This is a genomic window from Desulfoluna sp. CYM3A (assembly GCF_056829965.1).
On record NZ_CP186556.1, the window covers coordinates 3,368,308 to 3,394,301 of the forward strand.

At 56.6% G+C, this 25,994-nt stretch carries 27 protein-coding genes and 1 riboswitch; of the genes, 25 read left to right on the forward strand and 2 right to left on the reverse strand.

Translation table 11 applies throughout. From position 1 onward, the window contains the following. Window positions 1–95 precede the first annotated feature (95 nt). The 15 genes from ACOYW1_RS17275 to ACOYW1_RS17345 all read left to right on the forward strand — a co-directional run bounded on the left by ACOYW1_RS17275 (window position 96) and on the right by ACOYW1_RS17345 (window position 14,718). Window positions 96–287: a hypothetical protein gene (locus tag ACOYW1_RS17275; RefSeq protein WP_482419019.1), complete on the forward strand. Its 192-nt coding sequence runs from the start codon at window positions 96–98 to the stop codon at window positions 285–287. Between the two features lie 228 nt (window positions 288–515). Further along, window positions 516–665, forward strand: a complete 150-nt coding sequence (locus ACOYW1_RS17280; RefSeq protein WP_482419020.1) for a tetratricopeptide repeat protein — start codon at window positions 516–518, stop codon at window positions 663–665. A 92-nt stretch (window positions 666–757) separates the two neighbouring features. After that, on the forward strand, window positions 758–2,110 hold the full coding sequence (locus ACOYW1_RS17285; RefSeq protein ID WP_482419021.1) for a glycerate kinase type-2 family protein: 1,353 nt from the start codon (window positions 758–760) through the stop codon (window positions 2,108–2,110). Window positions 2,111–3,668: 1,558 nt separating this feature from the next. Continuing rightward, window positions 3,669–4,631: a hypothetical protein gene (locus ACOYW1_RS17290; RefSeq protein WP_482419022.1), complete on the forward strand. Its 963-nt coding sequence runs from the start codon at window positions 3,669–3,671 to the stop codon at window positions 4,629–4,631. A 555-nt stretch (window positions 4,632–5,186) separates the two neighbouring features. Next, on the forward strand, window positions 5,187–5,435 hold the full coding sequence (locus tag ACOYW1_RS17295) for a hypothetical protein (RefSeq protein WP_482419023.1): 249 nt from the start codon (window positions 5,187–5,189) through the stop codon (window positions 5,433–5,435). Between the two features lie 357 nt (window positions 5,436–5,792). Continuing rightward, window positions 5,793–6,152: a hypothetical protein gene (locus tag ACOYW1_RS17300; protein ID WP_482419024.1), complete on the forward strand. Its 360-nt coding sequence runs from the start codon at window positions 5,793–5,795 to the stop codon at window positions 6,150–6,152. Next, window positions 6,073–6,558 carry an Lcl domain-containing protein gene (locus ACOYW1_RS17305; protein WP_482419025.1) on the forward strand — a complete coding sequence of 162 codons (486 nt, stop codon included), beginning with the start codon at window positions 6,073–6,075 and terminating at the stop codon, window positions 6,556–6,558. The genes ACOYW1_RS17300 and ACOYW1_RS17305 overlap by 80 nt, the downstream gene beginning before the upstream one ends. Further along, on the forward strand, window positions 6,488–8,737 hold the full coding sequence (locus ACOYW1_RS17310) for an Lcl C-terminal domain-containing protein (RefSeq protein ID WP_482423752.1): 2,250 nt from the start codon (window positions 6,488–6,490) through the stop codon (window positions 8,735–8,737). Before ACOYW1_RS17305 ends, ACOYW1_RS17310 begins: the two co-directional genes overlap by 71 nt. 108 nt (window positions 8,738–8,845) lie before the next feature. Further along, entirely contained in the window at window positions 8,846–10,621 is a 1,776-nt protein-coding gene (locus ACOYW1_RS17315) for an Lcl C-terminal domain-containing protein (RefSeq protein WP_482419026.1), read from the forward strand. Between the two features lie 286 nt (window positions 10,622–10,907). Continuing rightward, window positions 10,908–11,120: a Flp family type IVb pilin gene (locus tag ACOYW1_RS17320; RefSeq protein ID WP_092212348.1), complete on the forward strand. Its 213-nt coding sequence runs from the start codon at window positions 10,908–10,910 to the stop codon at window positions 11,118–11,120. A gap of 5 nt (window positions 11,121–11,125) precedes the next feature. Next, a complete protein-coding gene (locus ACOYW1_RS17325) occupies window positions 11,126–11,599 on the forward strand; it encodes an A24 family peptidase (protein WP_482415547.1) in 474 nt (157 codons plus the stop codon). Next, window positions 11,596–12,027, forward strand: coding sequence for a TadE/TadG family type IV pilus assembly protein (locus tag ACOYW1_RS17330; RefSeq protein ID WP_482419027.1), 432 nt, complete (start codon window positions 11,596–11,598; stop codon window positions 12,025–12,027). The genes ACOYW1_RS17325 and ACOYW1_RS17330 overlap by 4 nt, the downstream gene beginning before the upstream one ends. Window positions 12,028–12,207: 180 nt before the next feature. Then, on the forward strand, window positions 12,208–13,260 hold the full coding sequence (cpaB, locus tag ACOYW1_RS17335; protein WP_482419028.1) for a Flp pilus assembly protein CpaB: 1,053 nt from the start codon (window positions 12,208–12,210) through the stop codon (window positions 13,258–13,260). 11 nt (window positions 13,261–13,271) lie between these two features. After that, a complete protein-coding gene (locus ACOYW1_RS17340) occupies window positions 13,272–14,003 on the forward strand; it encodes a pilus assembly protein N-terminal domain-containing protein (protein WP_482419029.1) in 732 nt (243 codons plus the stop codon). Further along, complete coding sequence (locus ACOYW1_RS17345) at window positions 13,909–14,718, forward strand: type II and III secretion system protein family protein (RefSeq protein WP_482419030.1); 810 nt, start codon at window positions 13,909–13,911, stop codon at window positions 14,716–14,718. Before ACOYW1_RS17340 ends, ACOYW1_RS17345 begins: the two co-directional genes overlap by 95 nt. Here ACOYW1_RS17345 and ACOYW1_RS17350 read toward each other — a convergent pair. Beyond that, window positions 14,668–15,042, reverse strand: coding sequence for a hypothetical protein (locus ACOYW1_RS17350; protein ID WP_482419031.1), 375 nt, complete (start codon window positions 15,040–15,042; stop codon window positions 14,668–14,670). The two genes, ACOYW1_RS17345 and ACOYW1_RS17350, sit on opposite strands and share 51 nt — an antisense overlap. Before the next feature lie 71 nt (window positions 15,043–15,113). On the opposite strand from ACOYW1_RS17350, the gene ACOYW1_RS17355 reads away from it, so the two are divergent. From ACOYW1_RS17355 to ACOYW1_RS17390, 8 genes are all read left to right on the forward strand, one after another. Beyond that, a complete protein-coding gene (locus ACOYW1_RS17355) occupies window positions 15,114–15,926 on the forward strand; it encodes a CpaE/TadZ family protein (protein WP_482419032.1) in 813 nt (270 codons plus the stop codon). Beyond that, window positions 15,923–17,272: a TadA family conjugal transfer-associated ATPase gene (locus tag ACOYW1_RS17360; RefSeq protein ID WP_482419033.1), complete on the forward strand. Its 1,350-nt coding sequence runs from the start codon at window positions 15,923–15,925 to the stop codon at window positions 17,270–17,272. The genes ACOYW1_RS17355 and ACOYW1_RS17360 overlap by 4 nt, the downstream gene beginning before the upstream one ends. Beyond that, window positions 17,269–18,222: a type II secretion system F family protein gene (locus ACOYW1_RS17365; protein WP_482419034.1), complete on the forward strand. Its 954-nt coding sequence runs from the start codon at window positions 17,269–17,271 to the stop codon at window positions 18,220–18,222. The genes ACOYW1_RS17360 and ACOYW1_RS17365 overlap by 4 nt, the downstream gene beginning before the upstream one ends. Before the next feature lie 449 nt (window positions 18,223–18,671). Continuing rightward, a complete protein-coding gene (locus ACOYW1_RS17370) occupies window positions 18,672–19,583 on the forward strand; it encodes a type II secretion system F family protein (protein ID WP_482419035.1) in 912 nt (303 codons plus the stop codon). 202 nt (window positions 19,584–19,785) lie between these two features. Continuing rightward, the gene (locus tag ACOYW1_RS17375) at window positions 19,786–20,568 is read left to right on the forward strand and encodes a tetratricopeptide repeat protein (RefSeq protein ID WP_482419036.1); all 783 of its coding nucleotides are present in this window, start codon (window positions 19,786–19,788) and stop codon (window positions 20,566–20,568) included. Then, on the forward strand, window positions 20,477–20,764 hold the full coding sequence (locus ACOYW1_RS17380) for a hypothetical protein (protein WP_482419037.1): 288 nt from the start codon (window positions 20,477–20,479) through the stop codon (window positions 20,762–20,764). Before ACOYW1_RS17375 ends, ACOYW1_RS17380 begins: the two co-directional genes overlap by 92 nt. A gap of 521 nt (window positions 20,765–21,285) precedes the next feature. Continuing rightward, on the forward strand, window positions 21,286–21,960 hold the full coding sequence (locus tag ACOYW1_RS17385) for a pilus assembly protein TadG-related protein (protein WP_482419038.1): 675 nt from the start codon (window positions 21,286–21,288) through the stop codon (window positions 21,958–21,960). Further along, window positions 21,872–22,741 carry a hypothetical protein gene (locus tag ACOYW1_RS17390; RefSeq protein ID WP_482419039.1) on the forward strand — a complete coding sequence of 290 codons (870 nt, stop codon included), beginning with the start codon at window positions 21,872–21,874 and terminating at the stop codon, window positions 22,739–22,741. The genes ACOYW1_RS17385 and ACOYW1_RS17390 overlap by 89 nt, the downstream gene beginning before the upstream one ends. Before the next feature lie 147 nt (window positions 22,742–22,888). Here the strand turns inward: ACOYW1_RS17390 and ACOYW1_RS17395 are convergent, their stop codons facing one another. Next, window positions 22,889–23,731: a helix-turn-helix domain-containing protein gene (locus tag ACOYW1_RS17395; protein ID WP_482419040.1), complete on the reverse strand. Its 843-nt coding sequence runs from the start codon at window positions 23,729–23,731 to the stop codon at window positions 22,889–22,891. 147 nt (window positions 23,732–23,878) lie between these two features. Further along, window positions 23,879–24,075: riboswitch (cobalamin riboswitch) on the reverse strand. Between the two features lie 453 nt (window positions 24,076–24,528). On the opposite strand from ACOYW1_RS17395, the gene ACOYW1_RS17400 reads away from it, so the two are divergent. Together ACOYW1_RS17400 and ACOYW1_RS17405 are read left to right on the forward strand one after the other, a co-directional pair. Further along, a complete protein-coding gene (locus ACOYW1_RS17400) occupies window positions 24,529–25,128 on the forward strand; it encodes a DUF1007 family protein (RefSeq protein ID WP_482419041.1) in 600 nt (199 codons plus the stop codon). A gap of 5 nt (window positions 25,129–25,133) precedes the next feature. After that, a complete protein-coding gene (locus ACOYW1_RS17405; RefSeq protein WP_482419042.1) occupies window positions 25,134–25,982 on the forward strand; it encodes a HoxN/HupN/NixA family nickel/cobalt transporter in 849 nt (282 codons plus the stop codon). The last annotated feature ends 12 nt before the right edge of the window (window positions 25,983–25,994 follow it).

Below are 25,994 nucleotides of genomic sequence, written 5' to 3' on the forward strand. Positions count from 1 at the left end.
CCAAACTTTCTTGTCGCGCCGCAGCCCTTGGGCGAAGGCGGATCAAAAGTTTGGCCCCCGGCAGGGCCGCCGGAGGCAAAGATTAAGGATAAGGCATGACATTCATTCGTCTGTTTTTCTACAAACGATTTGCCCTCAACGCCTTTGTGCTGCAAGACTATGAAAAGGCCCTGACATACTTCGGTAAGATTGCAGCCCTTTGCCCGAATACCCCGGGAGCCTATTACAACATGGGGCTGTGCCTTATGGGGCTCAAACGGTTTGAAGAGGCCAGAGGTGGCCTTTAGAGAAGATGTTAACAAAAACGGCATGAGCCATGGTGCGGGGTAGGGGACCTGGGCTACCTCTGGGGAAAAAAGGAAAGCGCCACCAAATGGTATGAAAGATGCCGGGCTCTCTCCGACGACCACCCGGATGCGCCCTGGCTGGATCGCCGCCTGGCCCTGCTCGCTTCCGTCAACGACATGGCCCCCTTGCAGGAGTCTCAGCGCCTCCTTGAGGAGGGCATCGCCTGCATGGCAAAGAAAAAAAGCGCCGTGGCTGAAAGCGCCTTTGAAAAGGCTGTAGCCAAGGATCCCACCAACATCCAGGCCCTCAACAACCTGGGGGTGCTTCGCATGGAGGTAAACCGGGACCCCGAAGGGGCGGCTGCCTGTTTTCAGTAAGATTACGGCCCTGTCCGGCGCCCCGTTGTACGCTGAAAATCTCAAAAAAGCCCTGAAATCCGAGTCCTGAAAACTATGGAGGCCGCACACCCATGAACCAGACCATCCAAGACGCACAAACCATCTTCCAGGCCGCCCTCTCCGATGTGGACCCCGAAGGGCTCATCCACCAGAAACTCTCCCTCGAAGGAAGCGTCCTCACCGTGCAGGCAGATGGCGAGCCCCTCACCTTCGACCTGGACCAGTACCACCGTATTCTGGTGGTGGGGGTGGGCAAAGCGTCGGCCCGCATGGCCCTGGGCGTGGAGCAGGTTCTGGGAACGCGCATCACCGACGGGCTGGTGGCGGTGAAATACGGCCACACCGAACCCACCTCCCGCGTGCGCCTGCTTGAGGCCGGACATCCGGTGCCCGATGCAAAAAGCGTGGAGGCAGCCCGATCCATCGTCTCCCTCTGCCGCGATGCCGACGAAAAGACGCTGGTCATCAACCTCATTTCAGGCGGGGGGTCCGCCCTTATGTGCTGCCCCTATTCGGACAGCGGGCTCTCTCTGGAAGACAAACAGCAGGTCACCCAGGCGCTGCTGGCCTGCGGCGCCGAGATCCAGGAGATCAACTGCATCCGCAAGCACCTCTCCGGAGTCAAGGGGGGCCGCCTGGCCCAGGCCCTGTACCCTGCGGACTCGTTGAACCTGATTCTCTCCGACGTGGTGGGGGATCACCTGGACGCCATCGCCTCGGGCCTCACCGCCCCGGACCCGTCCAGCTTTTCCCAGGCCGTGGCCATTGTAGACAAATACACCATCCACGACGCACTGCCCCCAAAGGTCCTCGATTTCCTGACCAGAGGAAGCAAGGGAGAAATCCCTGAAACACCCGGGGCATCGGACCCCGCCTTTGCGAAGACCCAAAATATGCTCATCGGCTCCAACTTCCAGGCGCTGAAAGCAGCCCGCAGCAAGGCCCGGGACCTGGGGTACAACGCCATCATTCTCTCCTCCCAGATGACAGGAGAAGCCCGTGAGGCAGCCAAATTCTACCTGGGTATTGCCTCGGAACAACACAGGAACCGAACCCTGGCCCCATCCCCCGCTTGCATCATCGCCGGGGGAGAGACCACGGTGACCATGAAAGGAGACGGCACAGGCGGCCGCAACCAGGAGATGGCCCTGGCCTTTCTCAATGAGCTCAAGAACCGACCCGAGCTCCACGACCACGTGGTCTTCCTCTCCGGTGCCACGGACGGCAACGACGGTCCCACGGATGCTGCAGGGGGCATCGCCTCGGCCCATGGCCTGGAAGCTGCCCGGGAAGCCGGGGTCAACCTCCAGCGGTACCTGGACACCAACGACAGCTACAACGCCCTTGAAAAAAGCGGAGCCCTTCTCAAAACCGGGCCCACCAACACCAATGTCTGCGATGTGCAGGTGCTGATCGTGACATAGAACGTCAAAAAACCAAAAACATGCCTCCGGCGGCAAGGTGAGCCACCTTGAAAGCAAATTGCGAATGTGCTTTCCCCATCGCTTGTCGCGCCGTAGCCCACAGACGGCGGAGGCATGGTGAAACGTCGACAAGGGCGTAGGCGGATTCCTCGGGGAAAATCACATTCGCCTTTAAAGCACCATCTATTCAAGCCGTTTTCTGTTCGATTTTCTCCCCCTTCGGACTTAGAGTCCTAAAATCTGGAGCGCCGCACTCCGGTGCGGCAAAAGCGCCTCCAGCCAAGAAGCCGCACATCCTCACTTACCCCCTCCAGAATGTCGTTAGCCCGGATATTTCATGCGAAAACGACCAGATCAAAGCAATGCCTTGTCACTGCGTATCAAAAAAAGCAGCCTCCGGCGGCAAGGTATGCCTCCTTGAAAGCAGATCGCCAATGCGCTTTGGCCATCGGCCTGTTTACATCCCCCCGAACACCCTTGTTCCCTGGAGCCCCGCACTCCTGTGCGGCTCGGGTCGCGACGGACTAAAAAGCCGCACCGGAGTGCGGCGCTCCGTTTCGGTCGATTTTTCTCGATTTTTTCGAACGTCGTGGCCAAACGATACCAAGCCCACACGTCATTCAAGAAAAACGATTAAGGCCTGTTTGTTAAACCCATTTTTCTAATATCAGGTAAACGGTTAGCCACTGGTGATATAAGCTGAATAGTTACAAAAAACCGCACACACCAAGCCGCACATCGCAACACCGCCCCTTTCCCCCCAGCCTCCTCCAAGATGTTTGCCAAGACAAAAAAAGCAAATAACTCTTAAGAATCCGCAACAAAGTAAAAGGTTTTATTCTGCCGCGCTGGTATCTCTGAATCACATCCTTGCCTCTTCACCATGGACGCATCGTCCCTGACCGTAAAAGGGCATCGCAACCACTGCAAAACAAGGCAATCCGAACCAATAAAACCATTGCACAACCGGCGAAACGCTCCGGGCGTCGTCGTTTATGTCACCCGTTTATTAACGCGTGACGAAAAAATCCATTCTAATTTCGGAGGAAAGTATGAAACAAAAAGCCATTCCCAGAATGATCCTTGCCGCCCTGTCGTGTGTGTTTCTCTTCTCATCCCACGCCGTTGCCGGCCTTACCGGTCAAACGGGTTACGATGTCTACGATTCCACCATGGCGACCATGACCGGAAAATCCTACTCCGGGGGTATCGACATCGTCTACTCCCAGCAGGCAACCGGTACGGCTGCTGCCAAGGCCCGAAGCATCCTCAAGTGTGAAGACGGCACCTGGGACGGAAGCAACAAAAGCGTCCAGGTCAACATGTACTCGTACCTTGGTGGCCACCTTCTGACCCTTGCCGATGTTAACCCCTACGGATCAGGCATTTACTGCCAGGCCGTCAAAGTCGATCCCACCCCCCTTGCCAACGGTCAGCGGATACCGTCTGGCTTCCATGACCGGCACGCATCAGCGACGCAGACCGGTATCCGCTGTCGTCATGAGCGATTGCGTAACCGCCTAACGCCAGCCAGTCTCCCAGCCCGGGGTGCTGGGAGGTGGAGTGGAGTACCGACTCCACCCTTGGAAGCGTTCCCTTTTTTGCGGGCAAAGAGACCAACGCCTGGACCGAGCCCCACGCCATCTACATCCGCTCCGGTGGCTCCCTCCAAAAAATCGTGGACGTAGGCGGCTACTCCTGCGGGTTTGCCTTTGACGACGAGGGCAACCTTTACACCGGCACCTACACGACCTCCGGCCCCACGGACAGGCAATACGTCCGGCTCTACTCCGCGGCACAAATTCGAAACGCAGTAACCAACAGCACCATCCTCACCGCCTCAGACGCCATCAGCACCATTCCCATCCCGGCCGGAGGCAACTCTGCCGATACCTACCTCGGCGTCCATCCTGGGGAAAGAGATCCCGACGGCAACATCTACGTCACGGCCAACGGGTCATGGAACGCCAACTTTAACTCAGACCTGGGATTTGTCTTCCGTATCAACGCATGTACGGACATCAACAACCCGCCCACCTCCATGACGAAAATTGCAAACGGCTCTTTTGATTCCGCCAAAACCGACTGGCAGAAAAGCCTTGCCTACGACGGTGCCTCCAACCTCGCAGCAGGGGGCCATTACAACCCCACCAGCTCATCCATGACCGGCAACCGCCTCTACGTGGACCAGGACTTTGCCTGGGGCAGCGGCGGGCCGGACGTCGTGAGCGGACTCGGCGATGATGCCAACAGCGATTCGGACAGCATCCCGGACTGCTTTGACAACGCCTACCTCACAACCAACGCCAACCAGATCGATGCAGACCTGGATATGTACGGCAACATGGCGGATGGGGATTTTGATAACGACAATGACTGCGACATTGACGACGAAGATGCTTTAACTGCGGCTCTCAACACAAGCGATGCAGTTAAAGACATGAACTCCGACGGAACTGTCAACGCTGCAGATCAGGCACTATTCAACGACCGCATTGACAATTCCGCCCCTTATTATTGATTCCAAATAATCCATACAAGGATCCCGGGAGGAGAACGCGGTACCAGGCATACTGATATGCCTCGCCACAAGAACAGTTCACCATCCTCAATAAGATGACTGTTTATTGCCTGGAGCCCATACTCTTCACCAGCATGCACCATAGCCATCTCACCGGCATGGTGCATGCTCTCTTCACCGCACTTTAATTATATGAGCCTCCGATGGAAGGCGCTAGAATCCTAAGTTGTTTGACAATGCTTTTTCTTTTCCCCAAAAAAAAACACGTCACTTCAATTATCGTATTCTTTTCACTATTGGCACTCTTAACAACCGGTTTCTTTTTTTGGGATGATGACCGGGACAACCCGGCACCGAAACTGACCGCTCCCCCCGAGTCCAAAGCCTCCGCACATTCAACGGCAATTACCAATCACCATGCTATCCCCACCCAAAAACTTTTAGCCACAATACCTAAGCCTACCCAAAACGTCCCCAAGCCCACCACCTTTGAGGCCCTTACCGACAAAATACGAGGAATATATCCTCAAAACAACGGACGCTCAACGCGTTAGAGTGGAATCAACGAGTGCCGAAAGCCGGGGCTACGTGGCGTTTATGGCGCGCCCCGAGGGATTTGACCGCGGCATTCCCACCGTCATGCAGGAACTGGCGCAGGTTTACCTGGATACCTTCACAGACGCCCCGGCCATTACCCTTTCCCTGGTGATCGGAGGCGGCATCAAAGGGCAGATGACCTTTCTGCGCGATGAGGACGGCGCGGCGGTCCTGCCGGAGCACCATGGAGCCCAAACCATGGAGTAAAAGCCATCCATGCGCAGCATAAAAAAGTGCACCACCAAGCAAATAAGTTCGCATTATCCGCAAATTATTAAAAGGTTGCGTATCGGTTCTCTGGTATCACTGAACAACCCGAAGACAGATGAAAAGGATGCGCCTGGCCAAGGTGCATGCACCTTAGCAAACCGCCGTCACTGCATGAACGCCCATGGTTTCCGGCAAGCATCTGCGCAAGCAGTTGATGATGCGTGTTGCTTTAATAACCACTGCCTCCGGTCTCCTCCCCCCAGACAAAGCGTACAGAGACGCCGTGATTGCGGATTTTTATTCTGCAACCGGCAATGATCCACATATGTCGGACGAAAATTTGGGAGGTGCCCCATGAACCCCTTTAGTCGCCTGTTCTTCCTGTCCACCTGTTTCCTGTTTTTCTTATGTTCCCCTGCCTCGGCAGCCCCTGTGCCCGATACGAATCAAACCCTGTGCTATGACGCTGCAGGAGATGAAATTCCCTGCCATGGGACAGGACAAGATGGTTCTGTATCAATCAACCCAATGTCCTATACAAAACTGGATGAATACGGATCTATCCTCCCTGACGACGCTACCGAATGGGCTGCGGCTATAGACAACGTCACCGGCCTTGTTTGGGAAGTGAAAAGTGAAGAAAACAAAGCGCTCACGTACGAATGGGGATGCCCCCGACAACGACCCCAGGCTTTATATCAACAATTACATTAACACTCTCAATGAACATGGATATGCAGGCCGTACAAACTGGCGGCTGCCAACATTCCCAGAACTCATTTCACTAACTACTCAAATTGACCAAAATAATGAGATCAAACTATCTAAATATATCTTCCCAAATACCCAAACAAGCATGGAGGGCTATTCCTGGGGTGCCCCTTACTGGTCCTGCACCCCGAGACGAGATAAGCTCTATACGTTAGCCTTTTCATCATTCATGCTCTCCAGTGCCTACAAAGTCAATCCACACCCAGACTACCGTGCCAGTCCGCTTCTACGTGCAGTCAGTGGTAACCGACAACCGGGTGACTCTCGATTCACAAACAATGGGGACGGTACCATCACAGATACAGCCACAGGCATTATGTGGGAGCTGGAACTCAACTGGAAAGTATGATAACGAAGGAACGCCTATCAGATACACATGGCAACAAGCAATTGACTATTGTGCATCTCTACAGTTAGCAGGCCATACAGATTGGCGGCTTCCCACATGCAAAGAAATGATATCCCTTACCAACTTTCAAGGTGTGAATAACTTAGTCTACGATAGAGTATTCCCCAACATCCAAACCGGTTCTAATAACTTTTACTGGACGTCTACATTCGGAAAATATACCAAGCCAGACAGTAATACCAAAAAGTTGGGCCCGATTCTCATGTATTTCAAAAGCTATCCATTCAAGTTCCCGAACTCTATGGTAAACGCTGAGCAATATGGTTCCTGGGTCCTCGCCGTCCGAGGCGGCCAACCCATCAAGGATGGGCACCTTGCGATCACCTCCCCACGCCAAGGCGCTGATATTGAGCCAGGTGAAGAGTTCCTTGTTAAGTGGATAGGTTTCCATCAAGCCACACAGGGAAACGTGGTCATCGACTTTTCCACCGACGGAGGGAAACACTTTACGACGGTCACTGATTCGGCCGAAAACACAGGAGTCTACGCCTGGCAAATCCCGCCGGACATCTCGTCCGTGAACTGCATGCTGCGCATCACCCCCACCATTGCGGGGCATGAGCAAGAGGGAACGAGCCAGGGCCTCTTCCGCATCGGACCCCAGGTAAAACTCCTCCTCGGTGATCCATCCGGGCACACGAGTGAAAGCGGATTAACCGCAACGATTCCCGTCTGCCTGAACACACAACCCGACGGGACGGTCGTTCTCTCCATTGAAAGTGACAACCATTTAGAAGGAATTGTCTCCCAAGGCGACACCCTGACCTTTGGGCCCGACGACTACGACCAGCCGCAACTCGTGACGCTCACAGGGACCAACGATCATGTCGTCGACGGATCGGTTGCCTACCATGCCCTGGCGACGGTCGACCAGGTACACACCACGGACACAACTGGCTACACCACCCTTGAGCCGACCCTCATAACACTGATCAATGACGACAACGATACAGCAGACTTCGTGGTCACCCCCGACAAAATTGTTATCTCCGAAGACGGTACCTCAGCAAACATATCCGTTCACCTCACGTCAAAGCCCACAGGTAACGTAACCATACAATTCAAGAGTATCCATTCCCACAAATACGAACTCAACAAGGCAGAACTGGTTTTTTCCCCTACAAACTGGGGTCTTCCCCAGAAAATGGTCGTGACCGGTAAAAAAGACGGTTTCCCGAAAGTAGACGAGCAATTTGATCTCTCCGTGGAAGTGGACATCGACAAAACCACGGACCAGAGTGGTTATAAGACGATCGAGTCAAAAAGCGTCCATGTCACCTGCCTCAACACCGACCCGGGGCTCTTTGTCAAAGACTACTGGACCGAGGGATACAACCATCTGCGCCTGACAGAAGATGGAGGAACTGCACAATTCTCGGTTCGGTTACTGACGCAGCCTTCCGCCAACGTTACCGTCGATATCGAATCCACGGATACAACCGAGGGTGTAGTCTCTCCCCAGCAGCTTGTCTTTACGCCCCTTAACTGGGGGGACGATCAATTTGTCACCGCCACCGGCGTGGACGACTTCATCATCGAAGACCCCATGGTCCCCGAAGAATTTCAGATAATCATCCGGCCAAACAAATCGGAGACAAAAGACACCACGGGGTATACGGACGCTCCTGAACGCATCATTTACGATGTCAAAAATGTCGACAACAATGACTGGGAACGAATCGCTCTCACCGTGGGGGATATCTCCGGAACCGTGACTGAAAACGGCGGTTCCGCAACCTTCCACGTGGCCCTGGCCACCGTGCCCAATGGGGACGTCATTGTAGATGTCACGAGCAGCAACGAAGCCGAAGCCTCCGTCTCACCTGCTACCCTTGTCTTTGCCCCCGAGACCTGGAACGACAAAAAGACGGTGACGGTCACCGGTGTTCCGGACAGCAAGGAGGACGGTGAAAAAGAGGTGACTGTTCAGCTATCCGTCAACGGAGCCTCCTCAGACACAACCGGGTACAAAGACACCGCAGCCACCAAGGTCCCCTTCAAGAGCAGCGACGCCCCGTCATCCTCCGACAATGTCTCCAAGAGTCCCGAAGGCCAGGGCCATATGGAGCCGCCGGTCGCTTTATCCAATCACTGCATCACGGTCTGCCGTAATGCGTGACGCCATGAGCCCTTCGGAGCCACAACCGGAGGGCTCGTAGGCGCTCCTCCCGGTGCAATGCCTCATATATGTGACCATTCATTTTCACTCACTCGTTTTAGGTTTCCCATGAAGAAAAAACACATTGCCCTTGCCCTGATTCTCTGGAGCCTTCCTTTGCTCCCCGTATGGGCCTTTGCCGTTCCGGACACCGGACAGACCACCTGCTTTGACAATGAAGGAAACCCCATTGCCTGCCCCTCTCCGGGCCAACCCTTCTACGGACAGGACGGCAACTTCCTCATCAACCCACCGTCCTTATCAAAAACAGACAGCGACAAAACAGTCACAGACCATGCCACCGGGCTGACCTGGGAGGTAAAAACAGCGGCCAGTTTAGATGAAACCGTCACCCAGACCGAGGCCCTGGCGTACATTGATGGGCTCAACGCCGAGGCATTCTGCGGGCACCGGGATTGGCGACTGCCCACCATCCTTGAGCTTCACGCCATGGCCGACTTCGAACATGACGGCCCGGCAGTCGACACCGACTTTTTCCCCAACACCCAGGAGACCCGTCACTACTGGTCGTCAACTACCAGCGAAGTGGAGGGCGTTACAAAGTATTACCTCCTCAATTTTGATCTCGGACACGTTTCCAACACCACCAACCCGGATACGGCGGCCACAGTCCGTGCCGTAAGGGGCACCCACCTGACCAACCCGAGCCGATACCACCTCAACATGGACAATACGGTTACCGATTTCAACACCGGCCTCATCTGGGAACTGAAGACCCAGGAGAACACCAGCGACAAATGGCACCAGCACATGGCGGCAGCGTACTGCAACGATCTGGAAATCGGCGGTTACACCGACTGGCGACTGCCCACGATCAAAGAACTCCTGACCTTGATCGATTACACCAGGACAGAACAGCCCATGCTCCATATGCCCGTTTTCACGAACTCAGTCATTGCCTTCCACAGCGAAATATCGGCGTGTTACTGGTCCTCCACAACATCGGTTACGCCTGTTATCCAGACAGGAAAAAAAACCATGGCATGGGCCGTTGATATACAGCACGGTGTCACCAAACGTGGCTTTAAGACCTCCCAGGACAACAGCGGGGACGCCTTCCGGGTTCGAGCCGTCAGGGGAGGACAGGCCTTGCAGCCGGGGGGCCTTGTCATCACAAACCCTAAACCCGGTTCCACCTGGCACAAAGGGGATACCATGCTGATCACCTGGGAGAACCCGAGCCCGGAGATCCCCGGCAATGTCGCCATTGCCATCTCCTGCGACGGTGGAAAGTCCTTTGCCTCCATAACGGATGACACGCCAAGCGACGGAGCGTATTCCTGGACCGTCACCGAACAGGACGACGTCAACGGAGTCCTTAAAATAATGCCCCTTCACGGGGCTTATGCAGCCAGAGGGGCCAGCACGGGCATCTTTTATACTGAGTGCAGAAAATACCTCTGCGCCATCCCCCATGACGACACAACCCGGGAAATCGGGTCCCAGGCAGTCATCGACGTCAAGCTGAGCACGGCCCCTGAAAACACCGTGGCCTTTGATGTGACCTGCTCCGACGACACCGAAGCCAGGGTCACGCCCAAAGCCCTCTTTTTTTCATCGGAAAACTGGTGCGACACCCAGTACGTCACGGTCACCGGCAAAGACGACACCGAGGCCGACGGCAACCAGGATTATTACGTCAACGTCTCCGTCAACACAGAGTTCACAAAGGATACCAGCGGCTTTGCTGCTCTGGCGCCCACACAGGTATCCTTTACAAACATCGACGACGACACAAAGCAAAGCGATGGGGAAGGGTCCGTGAAGGCGGCAGACGGGGATACATCTGGGGGGTGCTTTATCGGTTGCCTTGAAACGCAGTGAGCATAAAAATACAAAAACAACGTCACGCTCATGCCCTTTTTACCGGCCACGGATTGCCCAGTCCGGGGCCCGGATGTGGCGACGCCACGTTGGCTGCAAAGCCCTCGGCCCCCGGAGCATCTGGCTCCGGGGGCCCTGCCGGATGAACGCCATCATGGCTCCCCCCGACAAAGAGAATCAACCCCGCAATTTATTCACAACATACCGCAACTATGTCCCAGCTTTTTACTCAGAAATTGACTATCTTAACCGCCATGCACCTCACACACGACGAAGGACGCATCATATGATCAAACTGATGAGTACATTATGGAACGACGAAAGCGGAGCCACCGCCATTGAGTACGGCCTCATCGTCGGGGTGATGGCCGCGGTTCTCGTGGGCGCCCTCAACCTCTTCGGCACCCAGCTCACCGAGTTGTTCACCGCCATCTCCGACAAGCTGGGCAACGCGGCACAGACCGTGGCAACCTCCGACGAATCCTCCGGTACGTATTAGTCGCCATGAACAGCGCATGGGCATGTGCCGCACTCTTTACCGCGGCCCTCTGCACGGACCTCCAGGAAAGGGTCATCCCCAACACCCTCACCCTTTCTGCGGCCCTGGGGGGACTTGCCTTCCACACCCTCCAGTCCGGAGCACCCGGGGCCCTCTGGAGCGTGCAGGGCGCCCTCACAGGCCTTGCATGCCTCTTCATCCCCTTTGTACTGGGGGGCGTTGGCGGGGGAGATGTCAAGCTGCTGGTGGCCACGGGGACCTGGGTCGGTGCTTATGCCCTTTTTTCGATCTTTCTCTACGGCGCCATGGCAGGGGGAGCCATGGCCCTTGTGCCGTATGTAAAACACCAAAAAGAGAGACGATGCGGCAACAAACCCGCTGGTCCATGGACCAGGCCATCCGACACCATGCCCTATTCCCTGGCCATGGCCGCGGGATACGCAGCGTACCTGCTCATGGGCAAGGTCCCCCTGGGATGAGGGGACGGACATACAAAGGCGACAACAGGGGCGCTGTGGTCGTGGAATTTTCCCTGCTGCTCCCCATCCTGCTGATGATCCTGTTTCTCATCATCGAGTACGGCTGGTATTTCACCACCCGGATCGTGCTCACCGATGCCGTGTACACAGGGGCCAAGGCCGCCGTGGAGGCGCGGGAGTGGAACGCCTACGGAGAAGACCCCGAAGCATTCGCTCGCAAGGCCGTGGCCGATGCGTTCTGGGTTTATAAGCTGAATCAGGACAAAGACATCCGGGTCACCATCACGGCCAGGGATGCTGAAGGTCCCCGGCGCATCGAGGTCAGCGTGCCTTCCCTGAAGGCCAGCCAGCTCACCGGCTTCCTGCCGGAGTTCATGGTGCCCACGAAGCTGAATGCACGGGCCGTCATGGTGTTTCACGATATTTGAAGAGGAGCATGCTCGTCAGTTGAAATCGACTATCATACGATGACGTTCCATTGAGCCAAATTCGTCCTCAAAACCTGTTTGTCAAACCCAGATCATAAAAGTTTGGCAAAAGTTTGGCCCCCGGCAAGGCCGCCGGAGGCTTTTTTGTCCTGAATAGTTACGAAGAGAAAAAGGCACCCCATGCGACACATTCGAGGCATCATCGCACTGATCCTGGCCGTCACCTTAGGGGGCATCGCCTCCTTGGCGGTCTTAAAAAGCTTCAGCACATCGGCTGCGGCCCCCCCACCGGCTCATGCCCCGACCGTGGCCAAGGCGCCACCCTCGTATACCCGAAGCATCCCGCCGGGCCTTCGGGCCATCAGCGTGCAGGTCACGTCCACGTCGGGGCTATCCAAAAAGCTGAAACACGGAGACATCGTCGATGTCATTGTCACGAGCAGCGACCCCAAGGAGAAATTCGCCCACCTCTCCCGGGTCGTGTTGCAGCGGGTCACCATCCTCAGCGCTTACCCGGAAACCGAAACATCCGCCAAAGCCCGCACCTTCACCAAGGCCTGGAACGTCAGCCTCCTCGTCACGCCGGAGCAAGGGGCGGCCCTGAGTTCTGCCGCCGCATCCGGAGAAATCTCCCTTCTGGCCGTCAACCCGGAGGACCACCAGCCCGTGGAAAGATACAACGCCGGGTTTTCTCCCCACTCCGGGGTGCACCTGCTCCAAAAACCCGAAGACTTAAGCGCCGAGATCCCCGAGGGCTTACGGGCCATCACCCTCACCGTCCGGGAAGACGACGGCATCTGCAGCGTCTTTGAACGGGGGGACCGGGTTGATCTCATCGGGACAAGCAAAATCGGCGGGTTCACCGGGGACACGGACAACCCCGGCTCCGAAGGGGTGGCCACCGCCTTTCACCACTCCTCGAAAACCCTGCTCCAGAACATCGAGGTGCTCAGCTCCGAAAAGGTGCTGAACAACCTGCCGTCCCCGGGGCAGGCCGCCCATCGGGTCACCCTGCTGGTAAAGCCCCATGAGGCCGAAATGATCGCGGCGGTGTCCGACGCCTCGCAAAAAACCGTCTTCCGGCTCATCAGCAGGAACCGGTCCGATAAATCACGCACCGACACTCAAGGGGCGTACGTCATCGACATGCTGGCCCATAAAAAAGAGGTCCACCGCGTCACCATTTACCGAAAAACAAAATCGTCCAACAAAATATTCTATACCCACGACTAGCGGAGCCTGATTTGAAATATTCTCTGTTTCTGTTTCACGCCCTTGTCTTCCTGTTTTGTGTCCGTCCCTGCGCAGCCTCATCGTGCCAGGATTTTGCCGACTCAGGATGCCGGATCCTCATCGAAGCCAACAAGTCCTTCGTTAAATTGACGGACAAAAAGGTCACCAGCATCTCCGTCGCCAACCCGGCCATTGCCGATGTCAAGCTCGTCACCCCGCGCCAGGTACTCATCATCGCCCAGAAGCCCGGGTCCACGAACCTTGTCCTCTGGTACGGACAGGGCGAAGAGAGCCGGGCCGACGTCTACGAGGTGTCCGTCTATCTTTCGGATAAAAAAATCGATTTTATCCGGTCCCAGCTCAAGGCCTTTGTGCCCCATGCCAGGGTGCGCGTCACCCGAAGCCAGGACGGCGTCACCCTCTCCGGGTCCGTGGAGAGCCAGCAGGAACTCGACAGGGTCCTCACCGTGGTCTCCGCCCATGTACTCAAGATCACCAACCTCATCGAACTCCGCTGCGCCCAGCAGGTGCAGCTGGAGGTGACCATCGCCGAGGTCTCCCGCACCGGCCTCAAACGCATGGGGCTGGGGTTTCTCGTAAACCAGTCCCTGGGGATCAGGCGCTCGAAACGGGTCGGCCTCGGCCAACATGGCCCGAACCAACACCGGTTCACAAATCTCCGCGTCGGCATCCAACATCACCTCCCCCTTTGCCTCAGCTTTTCAGATCGCCGTCACCAATGAAAAAGGAAATGCCTCGGCCATCCTGAGTATCTTAAAGGGCCAGGAGCTCATGCGCCTGCTTGCCACGCCTACCCTTGTCACCACCTCGGGCCAGACAGCCAATTTTGTGGTGGGCGGAGAGTTTCCCGTGCCCGTGGCCGGAGAGTCCGGACAGATCTCTATCCAGTTCAAGGAGGTGGGGGTCAAGCTCAACTTCACCCCCACCATCATCGACAGCGAGGTCATCTCCCTGGTAATCAAACCGGAAATCAGCTCCCTGGATTACCGGCTTCTCAAATCCGGAGGCGTGTTTGTCCCCGGGGTCAAAACCCGCAAGGGCTCGGCCACCCTTACCCTGCGAGACGGCCAGAGTTTTGCCATGGCCGGCCTCCTCAAGGAAGAGAGCTCCCGAAGCGTCAAAAAAGTACCGGTACTGGGAGACATCCCCGTCATCGGCGGGATCTTTACCAGCAAGGAGTACTCCAAGGAAGAGACCGAGCTGGTGGTGATGGTCACCCCCAGGCTGGTAAGGCCATTAAATCCAGACGAACGGCCCACCCTGCCCGGGGAGACCATGCATGACAGCATCAGCGACATGGATTTTTTCATGCTCAACCGGCTCTCCTACGGCACCACCGCCACCAGGCCCTCCCATGAAGAGGGAGACACCAACAACACCCATGTCTCACGCCCGCCTTCCCCTGTGTTTGTGGGGGATGTAGGGTTTGCAAGGTAAGAAATGGCACACAAACTCCAAGGATTGATCATTGGCAACGGACACGGTGCGGAAAAAACCTTTGCAGCCGATCTCCACCCCCTGATCCAGGTTGAGGTATCCCGCGGGGAAACCGCCCTCACTGCATTGGTTCACGCAGTAAACCCGGATGTGCTTTTTGTGTTCGCCCATGGGCCCCATGGCGCAGGCCACCCGGAACTTACCGAGGTCATCGACGAATTCCCGAACCTCGTCACCTTTCTCATCGCAGACACCAAAGACCCGGACCTGATCAGGCAGGGCCTTCGCACAGGCGTCACCGATTTTCTCGTGAGGCGATTTCAAGAACGGGACACCCTGCTGCCGGCCATCCTGTCGGCCCTTGCCCGCACAGGCAAACAGTCCGGGCCGGTCTGGTGTCTTTGTTTTTCAGCGCCAGGGGCGGCCAGGGTACCACCACCCTCTCACTGGCCACGGCCGATCACCTGGCCAGGACCACGGATGCCGGAGTCCTTCTTCTGGACCTGGACCTCTATTGCGGCAACACCGCAGGGTTCATGGACCTCCCGTCCCATTTCTCCCCCTTCGACCTTCTGGACAACCTGGAGAGAATGGACGCCAACCTGCTCTTTTCCTCCATCCCCAGGCATGAAAGCGGGTTCTACGTCCTGAGCAACACCAAGGAGATCGGCGACGCCGAGAGCCTGAGTGACTCGGATATCGACAGCATGCTGAACCTGCTCACCCACTATTTCGACCATGTCATCGTGGACCTGCCCCATGATTTTTCGGGTAAAACCATCGGCGCCCTCAAGCAGACCGACCACCTGATGCTGGTGAGCAGCCAGGAGATCCCGGCCATCAAGGCCACAACCAAAACCCTCCGGCTTTTGCAGGACCTCTTCTTCGATGAAGAGAACCTCCACGTGGTGGCCAGCAGGTACAGCACAAGGCACGACATCTCTTCCGATCACATGGAAGAAATCTTTGGCTTTCCCGTCTGCGGAACCGTTGCCCACAATCGAAAAGTCTGCAACGAGGCCCTAATGGCAGGCAAAACCCTGCACGCCATGCAGCCCCACGCCAACATCTGCCGCGATGTGGAGAGTCTTGTTCACCGGGTCCTTGGGGGTAAGGATCCGTCCCGCCCACGGGAAAAAAGGCCCTGGCCCTTTCGCTTCAGGCCCGCGGCCCACCTGCGACCGACCCGTGCAGGAGCCGCATCATGACCTTAAGGGACCGAATCCGACAGGGCACAGCCGACGGCCTGAACGCAACGGCATCCAACGCCATGACCTCAGAAGCGTTCTATGCCCTCAAGTCCGGCGTCCACCAGAAACTCGTGGAACGGCTGGACCTGCACACCCTCACCGACCTCCCCAAAGAAGCCCTGGCCGCGTCGGTAAAAACCGCGCTCCTGGACATCACCGCCTCGGACAAGGTCCCCCTGAACGCCCGGGAACGAACCATCCTCATCTCGGACATCATGGACGAGATCATGGGCTTCGGCCCCATCGACACCCTGGTCAACGACCAGACCGTCCAGGACATCCTGGTGAACGGCCACGACAAGGTCTACGTGGAAAAAGAGGGCATGCTGCACCTGACCCCCATCACCTTTCGAGACAACGACCACCTCATGCAGGTCATCGACAAGATCGTCTCGGCCGTGGGGAGACGCATTGACGAGGCCTCTCCCATGGTGGATGCGCGCATGCCCGACGGCTCCCGGGTCAACGTCATCATCCCGCCCCTTTCGTTGAGCGGGCCCCTTCTCTCCATCCGAAAGTTCGGGGCCGTGCCTGTGTCCGAGGCCATGATGCTCGCCAACCAGACCTTCACAAAGGAGATGATGGCCTTTCTCCGAGCTGCCGTCCACGCCAAGCTCAACATCCTCATCTCCGGGGGCACCGGCGCGGGGAAAACCACCCTGCTCAACGTGCTCTCCGCCCACATCCCGGACCATGAACGCATCGTCACCATCGAGGACAGCGCAGAACTCAGGCTTAACCAGCACCACACCCTGAGCCTGGAATCCCGGCCCGCCAACATCGAAGGCAAAGGCGAGATTACCCTCACCGACCTCGTCAAAAACAGCCTGCGTATGCGCCCGGACCGCATCATCGTGGGGGAGACAAGGGGGGCCGAGGTCATGGACATGCTCCAGGCCATGAACACGGGCCACCCAGGTTCCATGAGCACCATCCACGCCAACTCGCCATCCGATGCCATCTCACGCATGGAGATCATGGCCGGCATGAGCCACGCTTTTTTCTCCGAAGTCTCCATCAGGCGCCTCATCTCCCAGGCCATTCACATCATCGTTCAGCTGGCACGCCTTGCCGACGGCAAAAGGCGCATCACCTCCATCTCAGAGGTCATGGGCATGGAAGGGGACACCGTCATCACCCGGCCCCTGTTCTCCTTTGAGCAGCAAAGCATGGATGACCGGGGCGCCATACGTGGAATCTTCAAAGGTGAAGGCCACACACCCCGGTATGCCGACCACATCCGAAGCTTCGGCATCCGCCTGGATCCAGAGGCCTTCTCCACGTCCCTGGAGGTGTCACCATGAGCCTTTGGATTCCGGTGCTCCTTGTGGATGCGGGCCTCTTTGCCCTGGCGTTCCACTTTTTCAAAACAGACCGCAAGCGCGGGAAAACCCGCACACTCATCCGCGCCCTTAAAAAGGAAACCTCACCCTCGGCACCCCACGCCCCGGCCTTGAAAAACAACCCCCGGAAAATTGCCGCAGAAGAGCTGGTTTCCGCCCTTTTTGACCTGTCCAGGCTGGAGTCGATCCTTGTGACCGCAGGCGTCACAACCTCCCCGGAACGATTTGTGTTGTGGGCCGCAGGAGCCGGTGCCCTCCTGTTTTTGCCCCTCCTTCTGATCACTCGACAGCTCGCGGTGGCCACACTCCTTGCAGGCACAGGGATGGCCCTGCCCTTTGGGGTGGTCATCTGGAAAAAGAGACAAAGAGAACGGCGCCTCGTGGAACAGCTTCCCGACGCTCTGGACATGATCGTGCGCTCCCTCAAGGTGGGGCACAGTGTGGACGGAGCCCTCAAAGAAGCCGGCAGGAGCTTTCCGGATCCCCTGGGGCAGGAGGTCACCCTCATTTACGAAGAGATCGCCATGGGCCTTCCCTTCAAACAGGCCATCAACCACCTTGAAGAGCGCTTTGCCGATGTGCCGGATATACGGATTTTCTGCGCCGCCTTTATCCTCCAGCGCGAAACCGGCGGAAACCTGGCGGCCATCCTCTCCGGCCTGTCCACCACCATCCGGGAACGGTTTCAGCTGGAGCGGCAGATCAAGGCCCATTCAAGCGAGGGACGCCTCAGCGCCCTGGTCATCGGCCTCTTGCCCCCGGTCTTCGGGCTCGTCACATGGCTGCTCAACCCCGGTTACATCCGGACCCTTGTGACGCACCCCACGGGGCAGCACCTGCTCGTGGCAGCGGTCCTTTTTGAGATCATGGGGTTTATCGTCATGCGCGCCATGACAAAACTCGACGTCTGAGGGCGAAGATGCCTCCGGCGGCCCTGCCGGGGGCCAAACTTTTGAAAAGTTTGACAAACAGGTTTTGCTCAATTTCGCAGAATCCTTCGCGGAAGCTCTGCCCCTGAGGAACGAAGGGAGAGGGCTTTCGCAACCTGGGGTCCTGGGGACCATCCCCTGGCCGCCGGAGGCAGGTTTTTCCTGGCTACTTTAACCATAGAAGGCAATGCAGTTAAATCAACACTGGGCAAGTGGTGACAACGTATCTTGTAACGTCGAAGCTTGCGATCCAATCCGCATGAAGCATCAGCGTCCATATCGGGCGCAGCCCGAGCCGAAGGCCCTTGCGCTTTGGCCCGAGGAACGAGGGACAAAGCGCAAGGGCAATATGCTTTCGAGGTGGCTCACCTCGCCGCCGGAGGCATTGCTTTTTTTGTCCATACCTCACGACACATACGGAGCCATACGCTGTGACCCCTTCCATCCTGGCAGTCATCACGTTTTTATGCGTCACCGTCCTTCTGATGATTCTCTACATCAGGCTGGAGGAGGCCTATCTCCGCATGCGGCTCAACCGACGTTTCAACGGAAAAAAACGCGGCCCCAGGCACAAGGAAAAAACTCTGGAGGAGAGGCTCTGGTTCAAACTCACTTACCCCCTGGGCCGCTTCACCACGCCGGATGATGAGGAGACCCTCTCTGCCCTGCGGGTCCGTCTCAGCCACGCAGGATACAGAGACTCCTCGGCCGTGGCCATCTTCTTCGGACTCCGGGCAGGACTTGCCGGATGTTTCGGGGTGCTGGCCCTGTTCTGGGCCCTTGGCAGCGGCGGCTCGCCCCTTTTGGCCTTTCTTCCCGCAGGCATGGGCTACCAGGCACCGGCCTGGGCCCTGGCCTGGAAAATAAAAAAGCGGAAAAAAGCCATCTTCCGGGAACTTCCCGACGCCCTGGACCTTCTGATCATCTGCATCGACTCCGGCCTGGGCTTTGACATGGCCATTGCCCGCATCAGCGGCGAGTTTGCCTCCATCACTCCCACCCTCGCCAAGGAGTTTGAGCTCTACCTTGTCGAAACACGAAGCGGGTTGCCCCGGGCCCAAGCCCTCTCACACCTTGCAGCACGAAACGGCTCCTCATCCCTTGGCAGCGTGGTGACCGTTCTGAACCAGTCCGCACGATTCGGCACGGACATTGCCGACGCCCTGCGCACAACCATCTCGTCCATGAGAAAACAGCGAAAACAGCTGGCCGAGGAGAAAGGAGGCAAGGTCGCCGCAAAGCTCACCTTTCCCCTTGTGGGCCTCATCATGCCCGCCCTGATGATCATCATCCTCGGCCCGGCCATCATCAACCTCATCGAAAGGTTCAAGCATGGATTTTAGCCAGACAGAAAACGATGCCTCCGGCGGCAAGGTGAGCCGCCTTGAAAGCGTATTCCCGCTGCGATCTGCCCCTCGTTCCTCGGGGCACACCACAGCGACATCCTTCACAAATCTACGTATCAACTGTCTCTTGTTTGTCGGCTGCCTTTTGCTTGTCGGCTGCGCCGGGAAGACGCCCCCCGCCTTCTCGCCCGACGACGCCATGGCACGGGGACTGTCCCCGGCCATGACACAAAAGCGCCCCGAACCCAACCACCTCGCCCTGGCAAAGGACATGATCAACAAGGGGTATCACGACATTGCCCTGGTCCAACTGGAGAAATCCCTGGCGATGAGGGGCGAAGAAGCTGAAATATACCACCTCATGGGCTGCTGCCACCGGGAGAAAAAGGACTACGACAAGGCAAAAACCTGTTTCGGCAAAGCCCTCACCCGGGAGCCGGACTACGCTCCGGCACACAACGGCCTGGCCATGACCCTGGACCTCACCGGCAACCCCGTGGCGGCCCAGGCCCATTACCGGAAAGCCATTGAAATCAACCCGGCGCGCCCCGATGTTTACAACAACATGGGCTTCTCCCACCTGTGCGCAGGAAACCTCGACCTGGCCCAGGACTGCTTCACCCGGGCCATCGCCCTTGACGACACCTTTTTCCTGGCCCGGCACAACCTCGCCATCTGCCTGGGCGTGGCAGGCCGGGAGGCCGAAGCCATGGCGCCCGCTGAGCAAACTCATGAAACCTGCCGAGGCCCTGAACAACATGGGCGCCATCCACGCCCTAGCGCACAATACAGAGCAGGCAGCCGGCTTTTTCGAACAGGCCCTTGCCATGGACCCCACCCTGTCCGCCGCCCAGAAAAACATCGCAGCAACCAAAGGAGCACCCTGAACCATGATCCCCTTTTCCAAAGCGTTTGCCGTTCCCCTCTCCTTTGTGGCCATCCTTCTCGCAGGTTGCTCAGCCCCGAAGCACATCGCCCCTGAGTTCGGCGAATCCTTTACCAAAGCCTTTCACGCCCAGGTCATGAACCCCGACGCACCGATCAATCGCGCCCCCGTCACCACCATGCCCGGGCCCCTGGCAAACGCCATCTACAAAAACAAGTACGAGCACCCAATGAAAGAGATCGACTCAGACTCCGACACCAAAGACAGCGACGCCGATATCATGGCCGATTGATATCTCACAAATCCCATGGTTGATGAGAGATAAAAAGCCTCCGGCAGGGGTGCCGGAGGCATAGCACTCGTGAAATATCCGGGATAGGCTGAATGGTTACGAAAAATCCACCGAAACGGAGTGCCGCACTCCGGCGCGGCTTTTTAGTCCGTCGTTACCCGTGCCGCACAGGAGTGCGGCGCTCCAAGGGACAAGGGTTTTCGTAGGGTGATGCCAATACACCCATCGCCCAAACGAGCATCAAGTCCGGATATTTCATGAGAAAACAACCATCCAAATGTAAAATGTCATGATTTCTGATGGATATAATAAAAATGTCGGCTATTTTGAAAATGCAAAATGTAAATCGACGTTCGCCTATCTATTCTCACCCTTCGGGCGAGCCGAGAGCACCCATCTTCTGCGTTTTCAGAGCTTTGAGGTAAACCACTACATCTGCAGCTCTGATGCCTTGAACATGGGTGCACTCGACTCGTGAAATATCCGGGCAAGGCCGACGTTTGTTTGAGAGACCCGTGCATATGGCAAAAAAAGCAATCACGACAAGCCCCCCCAAAAAACACGAGCAAGGCTCCATCGTCCTTGTGGTGGCCTTTTTCATGACGGCCCTGTTGATGATGCTCGCCCTGGTCATCGAATCCGGCTATCTCTTCAGCGAAAGACGAACCCTCCAGAACTGCGTGGACGCCGCCGCCATGGCAGGGGCCCTTCACCTCTGTGACGGAGACCCCGAAGCCCGTGCCCGCAAGGTCCTTGTCCAGAATCTGTATCCGGGAAAAGAAGCCGTGGAGGATCCTGACGTTGATGAGGACTTCCCGCAAAATTACGAGGTGGAGATCACACGGGGATACTACGATGAGAACGACGCCTACGATGATTTTCTCGTCTACAAAGAATTTGCAGCCGAAGGAGACCCCGATTTTCCCGCCGACGAGTACGTCAACGCTGTCAAAGTGTCCCTGACTGTCAGAGAAGCCCTTCTTATGGGGGAATTGGAAAAGAAAAAAAATGTCGACGTCCACGTGGCTTCCGTGGCGTTTCGGCGGCGTTTCGGTATCCTGGCCCACGGGGAGAACCAAATATCGGACATTCGAAGCCAAGACAATTTTGCAGAAATCAGCTTATATTCAGAAACATGGGAGCGTTCATGCAAACGGAGATGTTGCATTCATCAGGCCGGTGGAGATAACCGGTAACACCCTCGTCACCGCAGGAAGAAAAATCGTCAACTGCCGCTCAGGGCTCCAGGGAGCACGACCAGTTCTGGATGTTCGCCCCATTGACTGGGACTATTTTAGAGCCAACGGCATCGTGTACACCGTAGATCAATGGCCTGAAATTGACGGAGATTATGATTGTAAGTCAGAAATACCTGTCGAACACGGCAATACCCTCTACCGCCATGGGCTTGATAATAAAACTGATTATGTATTCGGCCTCCATCGTGGAGACCATAATGGCCAAATATACTATTTCAGTGCTGAAAACGCTGATGATGAGGCGACTTTGTTTCTTTTCGCAACGTGTAGCGACAACGATTACGATGCCTATAATTTTACTGTTGCCTCTGAGCTTAAAATTCACTTTGACGCAAGGGGAAATGCCCTTGATTTCACCATGGGAGGAAACGGCCATGACAGCGCATACATATATTGTAGAAAAGATATCGGATCGCCTGAATGCGGCAGTTTCAGCCGCATTTTTCTTGATGGGTATAAAGGGGTTGTGTTCCGAACAGAAAAAAACTTTTCTGTTAAGTACGTTGACACAAGTTGGAATGGAGTTGCCACCCATGAAAACTTTTTGAATATCATTGCACAGGGCAAATTCTGTTCAGAGGGCACACTTCTGGCATATTCTCATCAGAAAAGAACTATATCAACGGCACCTTCGGCCCCCCCTGCAGTGCGGCCCTTCTCATGCACGGCCGCCTTGAGCTATCCGACGATAAGATCCATTAATCCCAGCCAATGGTAAAACCCACGGCCCGTAGGGTGCATTTATGCACCATGGTCAAGACATAGCAGCCTTCCATATGCCATCGACATAAGCACGCCTGAAGTCTCCGGGCCAACCGAGACCTCTTACTTGCCCTTATCATTCAAGTCAGTCCCTTCACGGCATTCACCCCGACACCACCTTGGCATGGGATTCCCCCCGTTTCCGGGCAGGAAACTGCCCGGTGCATATTTTTTTGAACTCCGACGGGGTATAGCCTTCGAGTTTGCGAAAGACCCTGCAAAAATAGGATTGATCGTTGAAGCCCACCTGGTAGCAGGCCTCCGACACGTTGAGGTTGTCCGCCATGAACAGTTTTTTCGCCACGTGGATTCGCCGCATGTTGAGGTACTCTTTAAAGGACATGCCTGTCTTGTCCTTAAAAATCCGCGAAAAATGAAACTTGCTCATGCCGTTGGCCTTGGCGGCCTCCTCCAGGGTGATGGGATTCATAAAATTCCGGTCGATGAAATCGATGGATTTTTGGACCTCCAGGGCGGCGCACCCCGGCATGGACGGACCGGGGCCTTCGGCGGCTTTTCCCTGGTACAGGCTCTGGTAGGCGGTCCAGACCCTATCCAGGGACATCTTATAAAAATAGGTTTTCAATGCCGGAAACGTCTCCAGCATCTGATGAAAGGCCTCGCGCCTGGCCATGAGCACAACCCCGGGAATGGCACCCACGGCGCTGGAAATGGACATCCCCTTGGGTTCAAAGGACATCAGCCCGAAAAAATCCCCGCGCCGAAGGGAGCCGAAGGAGAGATCCCCTCCGGTAAACCGCTTGATGCGAAGCTCAATGCTCCCGGACACCACAAAGCCAACCCAGGTCGCCACTTCATCCTGCACAACCAGTTTCTCCTTCTCGGCGAACCGATAGGACTGAAACGCCGAGACCACGCGATCGAGGGCCTCAGGAGAAAGCCTGCCGAAGGGCAGGTGCCGTTTCAACAACTCTCGTTCATTCATCGTGCTACCTGCTTCAAAAAAGCCCATAAAAAAACCCCATACCGATGCATGCATCGATATGGGGAACCGTTTTCATCCTCACCACAGACTCACACTCTGCACAAGACCTTCCTCGAGGCCTTCGGAACGATCATGGATCATTCCTTTCCGTGCCGATACATCCAGGCAGGTCTTCTGACTTCCCCCCCTTTCAACGGCCTTCCCGGTTTGACCCAGTGGCACAACGCGTTGAAAGGTTTGCAGGAGTTACAGCGGCGGGACCGTTCCCGATTTTCACGGGATTCCCTCTTAGCCCGGGTCTCGGGACATCACGAGACCGGGGAACCTGAACGTCAAACAAATTTTTAGGTTGTATCAATCTATATTTATGCAGCGTTAAGATATGACATCGGGAGCCCACCCCTGATGCATGCGGGAAACATCTCATCCGCAGGGCGTGTATCGTACCAGGCAATCTATTTCATCACCTGAGTAAATGAAGTTATAATGACCCCACCGTTGATTTGTCAAGGAGAAAAGCAGCACACGGACCAAAGATAAATTTCGACAAACACAGGACAATATGCACGTTACCGGCAAGTATCACCCTTTGTTTTCCAACGAAAGCAGCCGTCCCCAGGGGACGGCTCACGGCAAGGTCCGTTAACCACCAATGCTGGCGGCGAAAGTCTCCGGCGAAAAACCCGGGATCGACGAACTCGGCCCACCGCCCTTTTTCCCTTGCGCTCCCTGTTCCACCCACTTTATATAGAACCGAAACGATTCGAAGTAACCTTTAACACGCAGGAACCGTCTTCATGCGCATTCCCTTAGTATTTGCCCTGGCCCTTATCTTTACCCTTGCCCCGTTGTCCTTTCCGGGGGCTCACCCCCATGTTTTTATCACCAGCCGGATGACCCTTTGCTTCGAGGCAAAGCAACCGGTTCGCCTGGATGTAGACTGGGCGTTTGACGACGGCTTTTCAGCGATGATTCTGGAAGACTACGACACCAACGGCGACGGGATCTTCTCCCCCAAAGAGCTGAACACGCTTAAATCCGAGGCCTTTGATTACCTCTCCGAGCAACACTACTTCACCTTCATCACCCACAGCGGAACCAAAAATCACGCCGTCACCATTGCCTCTTTCAACTGCGAGGCCCAGGACGGCATCGTGGTGTATCGCTTTTCAATCCCCATTTCCCCGCAGCCTGAAAAGGGAGAGCCTTTGCGGCTCAGCCAGTACGACCCCACCAACTACTCGGCCCTCTTTCTCTCAGAAGACGCCCCCCTCTCCTTCTCCGGGGATGTGCCCCAGGGCATGGGGTTCACCTTGAGGGAGAACACCGAAGAATCATACTACTTCGGCATGCTTCACCCTATTGAAGCCGTTGTTTCCATCTCCGGTAAGGAGTAACACCCATGACCCCACACATCCGCTCTGCAGCCTCTGCCCTCTTCACCTGGGTTCTTTTAAGCCCCCTTGCCGCCCACGCCTTCGGCCCCCCGGATACTGCGCCGGGCCTTGGGGCACGCCTCATGCACAAGCTCATCCTCATCCAGTTCCAGATGAGAAACGAGATGGCCGCCACCCTGAAATCCTTTGCCGCCGCCCCGGACCTCTTTGCCCTGGCACCGCTTTTGGGACTTGCCATCCTCTACGGTGCGGTTCACGCAGCCGGTCCGGGCCACGGAAAGGCTGTTGCCACCGCCTACATGCTCCACGGGAACCGCAAGGCCAAAGACGGGGTCCTCTTCGGCAACATCGTCGCCTTCAGCCACGGCCTCTCCGGGATCCTCACCGTGCTGTGCATCAAAGGGTTCCTTGAAATCCGTATGACCACCGGCCTCAAAGACGCCACCCGGCTCACCAGCCAGGTGAGCTTTACCCTTGTCATCCTCCTGGGGCTCTTTCTCCTGCTCTCCGGCATCTACGAAGCGGCACGGCCCAAGCCCCACCAGGAATGTGCCCCAAAAACCGGAGGCCTTCTGGCCGCTGTTGCCTTCGGCATGGTCCCCTGCCCAGGTGTCGTCACGGTCATGCTCCTTGCCATGGGCCTTCACCTCACCCACCTGGGCATCCTCATGGCCTTTGGTATCACCCTGGGCATGGCCGCTACCATCTCCGCCGCCGTGATCCTCGTGGTGGCAGGAAAAAACGCCGGACTGAAGACCACCTCAGCACGGCCCAGACGCCTCCCGGGAATCCTTACCGCCGTCTCCGGCACGGCGCTCACAGCCCTGGGGGCCTTGATGCTCACCGGGCTTTAACCCTGATGGGGA

What these genes read in the sequence shown, in the direction of transcription:
- ACOYW1_RS17275 (WP_482419019.1), top strand. Translation starts at nt 96, where the DNA reads ATGACATTCATTCGTCTGTTTTTCTACAAACGATTTGCCCTCAACGCC.
- ACOYW1_RS17280 (WP_482419020.1), top strand. Translation starts at nt 516, where the DNA reads ATGGCAAAGAAAAAAAGCGCCGTGGCTGAAAGCGCCTTTGAAAAGGCT.
- ACOYW1_RS17285 (WP_482419021.1), top strand. Translation starts at nt 758, where the DNA reads ATGAACCAGACCATCCAAGACGCACAAACCATCTTCCAGGCCGCCCTC.
- ACOYW1_RS17300 (WP_482419024.1), top strand. Translation starts at nt 5,793, where the DNA reads ATGAACCCCTTTAGTCGCCTGTTCTTCCTGTCCACCTGTTTCCTGTTT.
- ACOYW1_RS17310 (WP_482423752.1), top strand. Translation starts at nt 6,488, where the DNA reads ATGGGGACGGTACCATCACAGATACAGCCACAGGCATTATGTGGGAGC.
- ACOYW1_RS17315 (WP_482419026.1), top strand. Translation starts at nt 8,846, where the DNA reads ATGAAGAAAAAACACATTGCCCTTGCCCTGATTCTCTGGAGCCTTCCT.
- ACOYW1_RS17320 (WP_092212348.1), top strand. Translation starts at nt 10,908, where the DNA reads ATGATCAAACTGATGAGTACATTATGGAACGACGAAAGCGGAGCCACC.
- ACOYW1_RS17325 (WP_482415547.1), top strand. Translation starts at nt 11,126, where the DNA reads ATGAACAGCGCATGGGCATGTGCCGCACTCTTTACCGCGGCCCTCTGC.
- ACOYW1_RS17330 (WP_482419027.1), top strand. Translation starts at nt 11,596, where the DNA reads ATGAGGGGACGGACATACAAAGGCGACAACAGGGGCGCTGTGGTCGTG.
- cpaB (WP_482419028.1), top strand. Translation starts at nt 12,208, where the DNA reads ATGCGACACATTCGAGGCATCATCGCACTGATCCTGGCCGTCACCTTA.
- ACOYW1_RS17345 (WP_482419030.1), top strand. Translation starts at nt 13,909, where the DNA reads ATGGCCCGAACCAACACCGGTTCACAAATCTCCGCGTCGGCATCCAAC.
- ACOYW1_RS17360 (WP_482419033.1), top strand. Translation starts at nt 15,923, where the DNA reads ATGACCTTAAGGGACCGAATCCGACAGGGCACAGCCGACGGCCTGAAC.
- ACOYW1_RS17365 (WP_482419034.1), top strand. Translation starts at nt 17,269, where the DNA reads ATGAGCCTTTGGATTCCGGTGCTCCTTGTGGATGCGGGCCTCTTTGCC.
- ACOYW1_RS17375 (WP_482419036.1), top strand. Translation starts at nt 19,786, where the DNA reads ATGGCACGGGGACTGTCCCCGGCCATGACACAAAAGCGCCCCGAACCC.
- ACOYW1_RS17380 (WP_482419037.1), top strand. Translation starts at nt 20,477, where the DNA reads ATGATCCCCTTTTCCAAAGCGTTTGCCGTTCCCCTCTCCTTTGTGGCC.
- ACOYW1_RS17385 (WP_482419038.1), top strand. Translation starts at nt 21,286, where the DNA reads ATGGCAAAAAAAGCAATCACGACAAGCCCCCCCAAAAAACACGAGCAA.
- ACOYW1_RS17395 (WP_482419040.1), bottom strand. Translation starts at nt 23,731, where the DNA reads ATGAATGAACGAGAGTTGTTGAAACGGCACCTGCCCTTCGGCAGGCTT.
- ACOYW1_RS17400 (WP_482419041.1), top strand. Translation starts at nt 24,529, where the DNA reads ATGCGCATTCCCTTAGTATTTGCCCTGGCCCTTATCTTTACCCTTGCC.
- ACOYW1_RS17405 (WP_482419042.1), top strand. Translation starts at nt 25,134, where the DNA reads ATGACCCCACACATCCGCTCTGCAGCCTCTGCCCTCTTCACCTGGGTT.